Origin of the sequence: Pseudoalteromonas sp. P1-26, from assembly GCF_001401795.1 — a bacterium.
GTDB lineage: Bacteria > Pseudomonadota > Gammaproteobacteria > Enterobacterales > Alteromonadaceae > Pseudoalteromonas.
Genome location: NZ_LKDX01000080.1, coordinates 1 through 8,883, shown reverse-complemented (window position 1 = coordinate 8,883; position 8,883 = coordinate 1). Strand labels below are relative to the sequence as shown.

The 8,883-nt window shown below is 41.2% G+C and carries 8 protein-coding genes, 1 pseudogene and 1 other annotated feature; of the genes and pseudogenes, 1 reads left to right on the top strand and 8 read right to left on the bottom strand.

Going from position 1 to position 8,883, the window contains the following annotated elements; all coding sequences use genetic code 11:
• Positions 1-318: 318 nt before the first annotated feature.
• Together AN394_RS20535 and AN394_RS20530 are read right to left on the bottom strand one after the other, a co-directional pair.
• On the bottom strand, positions 319-1,554 hold the full coding sequence (locus tag AN394_RS20535; RefSeq protein WP_036973835.1) for a type II toxin-antitoxin system HipA family toxin: 1,236 nt from the start codon (positions 1,552-1,554) through the stop codon (positions 319-321).
• Positions 1,547-1,822, bottom strand: coding sequence for a helix-turn-helix transcriptional regulator (locus AN394_RS20530; protein ID WP_036973834.1), 276 nt, complete (start codon positions 1,820-1,822; stop codon positions 1,547-1,549). Before AN394_RS20530 ends, AN394_RS20535 begins: the two co-directional genes overlap by 8 nt.
• 1,578 nt (positions 1,823-3,400) lie before the next feature.
• On the opposite strand from AN394_RS20530, the gene AN394_RS20525 reads away from it, so the two are divergent.
• On the top strand, positions 3,401-3,793 hold the full coding sequence (locus AN394_RS20525) for a YolA family protein (protein ID WP_199524511.1): 393 nt from the start codon (positions 3,401-3,403) through the stop codon (positions 3,791-3,793).
• 43 nt (positions 3,794-3,836) lie between these two features.
• Here AN394_RS20525 and AN394_RS20520 read toward each other — a convergent pair whose 3' ends face one another.
• The 6 genes and pseudogenes from AN394_RS20520 to AN394_RS20495 form a co-directional block, all read right to left on the bottom strand.
• Positions 3,837-4,274, bottom strand: a complete 438-nt coding sequence (locus AN394_RS20520) for a hypothetical protein (protein ID WP_013463093.1) — start codon at positions 4,272-4,274, stop codon at positions 3,837-3,839.
• Between the two features lie 240 nt (positions 4,275-4,514).
• Complete coding sequence (locus tag AN394_RS20515; protein WP_024606317.1) at positions 4,515-4,895, bottom strand: hypothetical protein; 381 nt, start codon at positions 4,893-4,895, stop codon at positions 4,515-4,517.
• 172 nt (positions 4,896-5,067) lie between these two features.
• Positions 5,068-5,553, bottom strand: a pseudogene (locus AN394_RS20510) (IS3 family transposase); the annotation flags it as partial.
• 83 nt (positions 5,554-5,636) lie between these two features.
• Positions 5,637-7,166 carry a group II intron reverse transcriptase/maturase gene (ltrA, locus tag AN394_RS20505; protein ID WP_055022429.1) on the bottom strand — a complete coding sequence of 510 codons (1,530 nt, stop codon included), beginning with the start codon at positions 7,164-7,166 and terminating at the stop codon, positions 5,637-5,639.
• 638 nt (positions 7,167-7,804) lie between these two features.
• Positions 7,805-8,245, bottom strand: a complete 441-nt coding sequence (locus AN394_RS22460; protein ID WP_082423037.1) for an IS3 family transposase — start codon at positions 8,243-8,245, stop codon at positions 7,805-7,807.
• Positions 8,174-8,290 (bottom strand) — a sequence feature (AL1L pseudoknot). Its footprint overlaps the gene before it by 72 nt.
• Positions 8,248-8,568 (bottom strand): transposase, encoded by a 321-nt coding sequence (locus AN394_RS20495; RefSeq protein WP_008130909.1) that lies wholly within the window; start codon positions 8,566-8,568, stop codon positions 8,248-8,250. Its footprint overlaps the feature before it by 43 nt.
• Positions 8,569-8,883: the final 315 nt, after the last annotated feature.

Below are 8,883 nucleotides of genomic sequence, written 5' to 3'. Positions count from 1 at the left end.
AAGATAACCGTCAATTTCCCTTGGTAATTAGCGATTACGACAGAATCGCGTGGTAATTAAAGTACGACAAAATCGCTTGGTGTTAACACCTCCCCATGTACTAGCTCAGACTTGATCTGACAGTTACCCGTTTTTCAATCGGTGACTGTCAGTTTAGATTTGAGCTAAATTCTTTTCAGCTAATACAGATAAGTCAGCTTTCATATTTTTGGTATGGGCCTTAACAGGCGGCTCCTATTTTAGACTAAAAATAGTATAGATCTCTCAACTTATCTGACATTTGCAAAATAAGGCATGACAACTTTAATTATCCTGTATTTAAAGCGCCTTAAACTTTTCTATCATATCATTATCAATCTCATTGATTAGATTAGATGACAAACCTAAATGCTTGGCCTCATGCCTAAACGAGCGCGTTGCTTCAAATATTTCTTCAGCCATAGTCATAATCGCTTTTTTTGAAGACAACCCCGACTGAGCAGCTAGCTGATTTAGTACATTCTTTGGTGTTTGGCCATTACCACCAAAAGCCGTCATATGCTCTTTGTAAGGACTTGGGCTGTAAACAATGTCGTAGAAAGGTGATAGCGTCCAAACATCGGAGTCACTGGCAAGAAAACTGAAGTTCTTACTATGATCATCTTGGTTAACAGTTAAATAGTTAAACATGCAACGCTTAATGAGCTTCTGAGACTCTGTAACACTGCACATGATGCGCGTAGCTTTTACTAAATCCACATAGTCCAAAGAAGGTTCTCGAAAAGGGGCATCTAATAACCCACAAGCAGAAATCATATGAATTCGACCACCTTGCTCTGTGCAATCAAATCGCTCCTGCTCTAGCCAATATCTTCCATTACCCGCATCAATTAAATCAAACTCAGGAACCTCGATGCCAACATTACGAGCAATTTGCATGTAGCAATATTCAACTATTGATTCAGAGTGCTTCAAGTCAAACTTTTCTGATGTAAGCTTTACTATAAGCTTTGTGCCTTGTACGTCGTCTAATGTTGAATATTGACCATTCGCTAAACGCGTAACGTTCATTTTTGGCCTAGCACCACCCGATCCACCCGTTTTCATCAAGTGCTCAAGCAAAGCTGACTCAGTGCCTTCAAATTCTTCAATCGCAGCTCGACCGAGGGTAATAATATCAATTGAATCCTTGGACTCATCAAGTAAATCTAACTCTGGCTCATAGCTCAACGCCCCCATACATCTCTCACCTAGGTAGGCCAAACGCTCTAAAGCGGTAACTGTTTTTGGGTTCTGATTGTTCTGCCTAAATACACGATCCATGAGATAAAGACCCCAACCATCAGGGAGGCTGTCTGCAAAAACTCCATGGATGCCATAATGCGGTTTTCTAGGCGCAGCTTGTAGGCTTGTGTCTGCTTTTAAATTGAACGGGGCCAAAGAAGTAGAGTGAGCGTTTAAATACGTCTCGTCAAATTGAAAGAAGCTTTGTTGACTATTTTCAACAAGCTTGCCGACAAGCACCTTTTCACCGGTGCTAAGCTTACGCCTTACGGTTAGGGCAGATTTAAGCATGTCGTAGCACATCCTCTATTGATTTGAATTCAGGCTCACACGACTTTGTCAGCTCTTTCACTTTTTTCAAGTCTCCGACGGTCTCATAAAGCATTAGAAACTGACGCAATGAGATGTTACCAGATGATTCAAACTTTCGGATCGTCGCATAAGGCACGCCAGACAGATCGGCTAACTTCTGAACACTGAGTTTGTCTTTTTTTCGAGCTGACTTGATAAACTCTTTGAGATCCATCTGCAAATCATAAGCAGTATAAAGGGATAACATACACACCTCCAAATATGTCACTATAGTATCAATTATAGCATAAATAATGACATTATTTGTTACTATTGTGTCACATATGAAATGGTATTGAAGGTTATTTCATCAAGAGACAATATAAAAGCCATCACCGATGGTGAATAAAATTGCTGTTATAGTAACAAAAAAATAAGATTATTAGTTGAATTTGTTATTATAGTATCAAAAATTGTCAAGATTAGAATTCAGCCTTATAAATTAATCTGTGTATTCACTGTTTTAATAATTAAACCTACACCTCCCATTATTTCTGGTGATGACTTTGGCTTTAGGTATTGATTCTAATGGTATTAAGAAGGGTTCTACTGACACTCTTCTAATTAAATTTGTGTAAGAATCGAACGGGTAAATTTGATAAAGGTTCAAAATAATTTCTACTACCAAATCTCAATCGAGCTACAACTGAGTATTTGAGTATTAAAAGTCATAATAGATGGTTTGAGCAGCCACAATCTTGACCAAAGATAAAACTCGTCTTTGGACAGAAACGTGTCAGGGACTTTTCTAAATTAGCAACGCACAGATAGCAATACGTACGGCTGTGTTTATCAGACCTGTTTATTCAATAACTTTATCGAGTCCGTTCAAAAGTACCGTTCACATCACGCGTGTAACTTTCCCGTGTGCAATTCGTTATTAGCGCTTACATGGCAAGGCCTCTAGGTTAATACGACAGTGTAACCTAGAGTGCCGCCGCACCTGTTTTTAATGTGAAATGGTAGATACACCGGCAATTATTTTAATAAATACTCACCTTTTGCTTATTCGTAAAAGTGCTATGCGTTAAATTATGATTAAGCGGAACTAAGGCGACAGGTTAATTTTTTCAGCGCCGCAGATAGTTAAAAAATTTTGTTAGTATCAAAGAAACATAAAAAATGAAGGTAACCAGGCACGAGGCCTGGTTGAAAATCAACGATAGTAAAATGGCATGGATGCCACGTTCTAACCGCCAATCTTTTACGGCAATTTAAGATTACACTGCGGTTGGGGCACTATCAATATTAATGAGCACGCGAATGAAAATAGATATTCATTATAAAGTGAAAGTAGAAGGAAGGTTTTCTATTAATTTAATTTCCCTAATTTCTGTAGCCCAATTGGTTATAAGTTTAATAGGTTAATTGTTAGGTAGGGGGTATTGCAGGTCAAAGTGTGATACCCCATTATTTTAGCCGCTAAAATTAAAGTTTCACCGGTGAAACTCAGTTGTTGGATGAAGGTCTTGTGTTTGATTTTCTGCTATCAGTTAACAAATATAAAAATTAATTATTTATCATTATGTTTTCATTTTTTGACAATGCTAAAGGCGTGAACTATAAATACCTTTCAATTGATATTAAAAGGGAAATTCAAGGACTATGAAAATAAATTTAATTAATTGGCCTGCTATCTGTAGTCATAGCAACTGGTGTAAGTAATATGAGTTATGCTGAGGAAGTTCCGCGCAGTCAACAAGTAATTACCTCCCTTCCTGTACTCACTAGTCAGAATGCTCCAGCTCCTGCCGAAATCAAAAACATCCGCATGGAGTCTGAATTAATGGCTCGAGCATCAGCTCCGCCGCTATCTTCAATGTGGGTATATGCTGTTGGTTCAACTGATTGTGGGTGGGAGTCCACTGTTGGTATGACAACAACTGCATGTGATCATGGGGGAGAGCAGCTGCGTACTGCTGTTTTAGAAATTGGTTATGGTTATAATCATATTGCTTGGATGAACGGTGGGTTACTTCCGAGTTCCACAATGTACTCAAGTACGCCTGTTTGTGTGACTGGTAGTAACTACACATGGCCTTGTACCGCTGGGCAAACTGTCGTGGGTTTCCTCAATGAATACAATGTCGATGGTCATCAAAACGGATTATTCAAATACCAAAATACTTCGACTAATTCGCCATGGAATACTATGTCAGTCCAGATCAGTATTCTTTGATTTATTAATGATGTAGGCCAGACATTCTGGCCTTTTTATATTTCTAAATACGAATGTTAACACCAGTACTTTTGTCTTGCATGATAGACATAGCTGATTCTAACATCTTCAAAGTAGTCTCGTCATTGCGTGACAGTGCGCCTTGGATGCCATCACGCGTTTTTTGAATGAAGTTATATCGTGTTTCATCACTGTGTGCACCTGCCAGTTCGCCTCCATTTACGGGTATTTTCATAGTCATAGCCATGAAAGGCCTGCCGTCATCGAGAGACATTTCTCCATTGCGGATTTGAGTGTTGGCCCAGTCCCGCATTTCTTGCCGGGTCATACTAGTGAAATCCGCCTGTTTTGTGCTGCTGTCAGTCTTATCATTGTCTGTTTGTGCTGCTGTTAATGCAGCCGAAAATGACGTTGAGGCCTCTGTTGAAGGCTTGGTACGCTGGTTCCCATTAAAATAATGTACGTTTGCATCAACTCGCATAGGTTCTTTTCCTTAGTATGATCGTATGAGTGATATTAACTGCAAAACCTGCGCCATAATTATACACTTATAGTCTTTTGAAAACGCCTTTAAAAAGTTTATTTAAATTAAGTTGTTGAAGGTAATTCATCGTAAAGTGAAAAGCTTAATACAGAGGTGTTGGACGGCAAAGGCTTTCCGGTAACTGGAATATTTACTAATAGGCTTGGCTCATAGGCCTTAAATTATTCAGGATAAAGCCTAATAAAAGAAGGTTTTGAAATAAGCAATATTAAAGTGAAATATTGGGATCGAGATTGATACAAAGATGAGGGATATAGAAATCAATATCCATTTCAATTTTTTGATTTCTTTTAAGTGATTTGCATTTTTAAGCGATTCATTTAGCCGCTGAATATTTAGTTCAACTTCGTGTACAGTCTCCTGAGAGACGAGCGCTAAATCTTTAATACTATCAACAGAGCTTTTTAAGTTTTTCTCTGTTGCTAGTATATGAGTATCAACGCTCTTAATTTCCAGTGATTTCTTCACATATTCAGATAAAGAAATACCTTCCTTTTGCGCCTCACTACTTAAAGACTCTTTTAATTTATCGTCAATTCGGATGCTTAGAATAGCCATTCTAAAATACCTCTGATGTATACGGGTGTAAACAAAGCGTATACGCCTATTTTTAAAGGCGCAACAGGTTATTTTAGATGAAAACTGTGTATGACAAAATGAGATAATAGGCACGCTGTCGAATGTATACAAATGAATCGCCCCGAGTTCATCGGAGACCAGTTTGTTTAAGTCAGGCCACTTTACCTGACTCGTTTAAATTATCATAGTAGTCTGTTTCATATTGAGCTGGTGAAATATACCCAATTGAAGATAATAAGCGTTGATTATTAAACCAATTGACCCACTCTAACGTTGCGTATTCAACAGCATCAACATTCTTCCACGGGCCATTTCTGCGAATAATCTCTGTTTTAAATAATCCATTTATTGTTTCAGCCAATGCATTGTCATAAGAGTCACCCACACTGCCTACAGACGCTTGAATTCCAGCTTCAGCAAGTCGCTCAGTGTATCGTATAGACAAATATTGGCTGCCTCTGTCGCTGTGGTGAATTAACCCTTCGGGGTTGCCACGATGCCAAATAGCTTGCTCTAACGCATCAAGAATAAGCTCTGTGTGCATTGTCGTTGATACACGCCAACCTACAATGTATCGTGAAAAAACATCTATCACGAAAGCGACATAAACAAACCCACTCCATGTGGCAAGTAGAGTAAGAGGCGGGGCGTAGTCGTGCTATCTCCCAACCTCTCCTCTCCGAACCGGACGTGCACCTTTCAGCGCATCCGGCTCTCCACTTAATTGTGGCTAACAGCCATTGCAACATCTTGATATCTTGAGGTGACAGTATTTCTGACCTCGTCCTCGTTCCGGCAATACGGGTTCGATTCTGGTAATCGCCATCTAAAAGGTCGTTTAGGGCTACTCACTAATCGAAATAGTGATTGACCGCATAAGTTGCCTTTGTTGCTCCTACCGAAATAGACCCATGTTTTCGCTTTGCCGGGTTCTGGTCGTCTGATCAACTTCATCATTAGCTTCTTGATGCTGGTTTTAAACTTAGCTGCGAACCAGTAAGCCAGTTTCCAGAATACCGCTCTGTCTATCTTACTATAAACCTTAGCCGTGAAATCGGTATGACGGTAAAACTGTGACCAGCCTTTAAGTTTCTGGTTAAGTTTTTCTATCTTATCGATTGGACTACAGCTATAGTCACCAGATAGTTCTTTGTTGAGCGAACAAGTAAACGCTCTCGCTTTATCTTTCGGGATAGTGCTGACCACACGCATGTTGCCTTTTGGGCCTCGTTTGCGGATCACTCTATGTCCCAAGAAGACAAAGCCGTCATTGACATGAGTAACTTGGGTCTTCTCCATGTTCAACGTAAGCTTGAGTTTGCTTTCCAGAAAGTCTCGGCATTGCTCTCGGATCACCTGCGCCTGTTGTTTGGTGCCTTTGACGATAACAACAAAGTCATCGGCATAACGACAGTATGCGACGCCAGGCTTCCATTGTCGCTCCTCCTCAAGGGCAGGCTTGCGACCGATCTTGATACTGTGGTTCCAGTACCAGCGATCTTTACGTGCCTTTTTGCTAAGGTAGCATTGGTTCAGGTACTGATCGAACTCATTAAGCATGATGTTTGACAGCAGTGGTGAGATCACGCCACCTTGCGGTACGCCTTGGTTAGTGGCACAGAACAGGTTCTTTTCAACATGACCGGCCTTGATAAAGAGCCAGAGCAGCTGATTGAACCGTTTACAGGCAATCCGTTTACGGACGCACTTCATCAATAATCGATGATGAACTGTATCAAAATAGCTCGACATATCGCCTTCAATCACCCAGCGTCCTTTCTCCTGACTGGAATCAGTCAACTGAAGTTTTACTGTCCGGATCGCGTGATGCACACTGCGTTCAGGTCTGAAGCCATAGGATAACGAGTGAAAGTCATTTTCCCAGATTGGCTCCATAGCCATTAGCATGGCGCGTTGCACTATGCGATCTTTCAGGGTAGGAATACCTAAAGGGCGTTGTTTGCCGTTTGTTTTGGGAATATAAATTCGCCTTGCCGGAAGTGGTTGATAAGAGCCATCTCTCAGTGCTTGGCTGAGTATGGCGAGCTCTTCATCTAACCCTTCTTTTAGATGGAATTTAGTGTTCCCGTCTACGCCCGGTGTTTTCGCTCCTCTGGCTGCAAGGGTGATTTCGGCTGCGTGTTTCAGCCATCGAGGATGACTAATTAAGCGCAGTAGTCGATTGACTCGTCGCGATTTATCCGCTTGAGTCCATGTTGCCAATTTACGTTGCATTTCACTGATTATCAAAGGTCTTCACCTCGTTAAGGTCAGCTAATTTGCCGACGTAAATCAATTAAGCTGCGCCCCTTCGCCATGTAATGGGCTTTCCCCATCCCGGACTACTACGAGCGCTCCGCCAGCCTATTTGTCATCGGGGTCATGCTCCCTTAGCATGCAAATAGACCTTCCCCGGTTTACCGGCCTGAACTCAAACATATTGGGGGGGATGCCGATCGCAGTCTTTAACCTTATCGTGCTGTAAGGTGATGACGCTTAAACGCAGACTTGTGATTTGGCGTTTATCCACTGGCAAGCACTTACATTTTGCTGACCAGTTCGGTTATTGCGCAGCTACTTATTGCACAATATCAGCGTCATACCGCCTGTTAACTCGTGTAGACGGTGGCGACGTTTCAGCCCACAGATGCGGATTAATCGGTTCATGTTCTTCATCCGTCCAATACTTAGTCTAGAGAAGCATCTTGGCTTAACGAATTCGCCTCACTTCCCGTTGTCAGCGAGTTACATTACCTTACCAGCATACGGTAAGTCACTGCCGCTCAGACTCATACTTCTGCACAACCAGAAGTAGCCATAACTTATTGGCTCCTGCCAATATTGTCATGGATTACAGACAGGTTCGTGGTTCAATTTAAACATCCTTGTTAGCCCTGAACTCCGGGCACACCATAGGTGATGTCAGCTACCCAAAGTTGATTTGGCTGCTCAGCAGTAAATTGACGATTAACTAAATCAAGTGGCTTATCTTGTTGCTCGTCAGGTATCGTTGTCTTATGTGCTTTACCCCGACGAACACCTTGAATTCCCATAACTCGCATCAATCGTTCGACTGTACAGCGGGCGACTTGATGGTCGTCAAGCTGTAGCTGCTTCCATATTTTTCTTGCACCATAAACTGACATATTATCCTCCCACACTTCGCGAATGAGTATTATCAGCTCAGCATCACGCTTTTTGCGGTTAGACAGTCGCTCAGGCTCTCTTTGTATCTGTTTATGAGAATAATACGTTGATGGTGCAATCGGCAATTCCTTGCAAATTGACTCGACACCGTAATGCTCTCTGCAAGCATCAATAAAATCCACTATTACTTCTGTTTGCGGTCGAGCTCCGCTTGGGCGAAAAAAGCGGCAGCTTGCCTCAGGATATCATTCGTTCGCTTGAGCTCTTTATTCTCGCGCTCTAAGACGGCAAGGCGTTCTTCAGTTGATTGCGTATTAGAAGAGGGTTTAGACGGTTGAGCTTGAGATTTCTTGACCCATGCTCTAAGTGTTTCTGGGGTACATCCCAGTTTATCTGAAATCGATACTAGCGCAGCCCAAAGAGAAGGGTATTCATGCTGTTGTGTGGTAACAAGCCTAATTGCACGTTCACGAAATTCTGATGTATAGCGATTTGATTTTTTCATAGTTCCAGTTTCTCAAGTTATTGAGTCTCTGGCAAACACGGGGCGATTCAAATTTGAGGTTCTTTGATTTTATAGTCTGATATTGTCACTAGGTTAGATAATTTGCTTTGGATATCAGCAAAGAATTTATGTTCAAACACCTTTTCTTTGAGTCTTTTTTTCAATGATGATTGTTTTGTTTCGATGCCATTAAACAGAAATACTTCGTCATAAATCCTAATAGTATTCTCGATAAAGCAACAATTCGTCTGTAATTTCCAGTTTACCCTCTGATTTCACCTATTCAGCTCCATCCATGGTCAGGTACTTTTTACC